Below are 1094 nucleotides of genomic sequence, written 5' to 3'. Positions count from 1 at the left end.
ATTCATGCCTTCTGCGAATCCGTGCTGCACCAGTTCCCGCTCGAAGCCAACATCCCCGCGCATTTCGAGATGCTCGACCCGCAGATGGAGGCATCGTTGTTCGCCGCCGCGCGCCGTGAAATGATTTCGGGCAGCGCGGCGGATCGGCCGGACCTCGCCGAAGCTTTCGCCGCCGTGCTCGCGCGCGGGGGCGAGGCCGGGCTCGACGCTTTGCTGGGTGAGATCGTCCGCAAGCGCGACGAACTGGGCGCCTTCATCGGTGAAATCGATCGAGGCGGCCCGAACTTCCAGACGCTGTTCGACGAATTCCAATTCCGCCCCGGCCAGACCGCCGAAGGCATAGCGACCGCCATCTGGCCGCTGCCCGGCTTCCTGCCGGATTATTTTGCCGGCTTCGCCCAGGCGGCGGAGGCCGCCGACGCCAGGACGGTGCTCAACAACATCTTGCCTCATGCGCGCCTGGCTTTCGCGGAAACCGACCCCGTGCGCCGCCTGCAGCTGCTTTCGCGGGCTTTCCTGAAGGCCGACGGCGACGTCTACGATCCAGCCAATGCATTCAAAAAGGCGCTGCTCGACCGGCTGCCGGACCTGGCGGAGCGCTATCTCTCGGCGACCACCGCAATCGTCGAGACGGTCGACCGGCTCGCCCTGTTCCGAATGCTGGAGGGCACGCGCGCCGCGCTGACGCTGGCCGACTGGCTGGTCGCCCGCTACGAGCAGTTGAAGCGTGGCCGCGGGTTCCTCGACTTCAACGACCTGATCACCCGCACCGTCAGTCTCCTGGCCAGGCCCGATGCCGGCCCGTGGGTGCAATACAAGCTCGACCAGGGCATCGACCACATCCTGCTCGACGAGGCGCAGGACACCAGCCCCGACCAGTGGGAGGTGGTGAAGCGGCTGGCCGAGGAATTCTTCGCCGGCATCGGCGCCCGCGACACCGCGCATCGGACGATCTTCGCTGTCGGTGACGAAAAACAGTCGATCTATTCCTTCCAGGGAGCGGCGCCGGATTCCTTCGCCGACAGCAGGCTCCTGTTCGCAAGCAAGGTGCGCGACGCCGATGCGCCCTTCGCCGATCTGAAGCTCACCTGGTC

At 66.3% G+C, this 1094-nt stretch carries 1 protein-coding gene; it reads left to right on the top strand.

Annotation, left to right across the window (positions count from 1 at the left end; translation table 11 throughout):
- The coding region (locus tag FJ980_RS33620) for a UvrD-helicase domain-containing protein (protein WP_140547663.1) at positions 1–1094 on the top strand (1094 nt) is incomplete at both ends.

It is taken from the genome of Mesorhizobium sp. B1-1-5 (genome assembly GCF_006443065.1).
In the GTDB taxonomy this organism is placed as follows: Bacteria; Pseudomonadota; Alphaproteobacteria; order Rhizobiales; family Rhizobiaceae; genus Mesorhizobium.
This window is presented reverse-complemented; position numbering and strand designations above follow the sequence as displayed.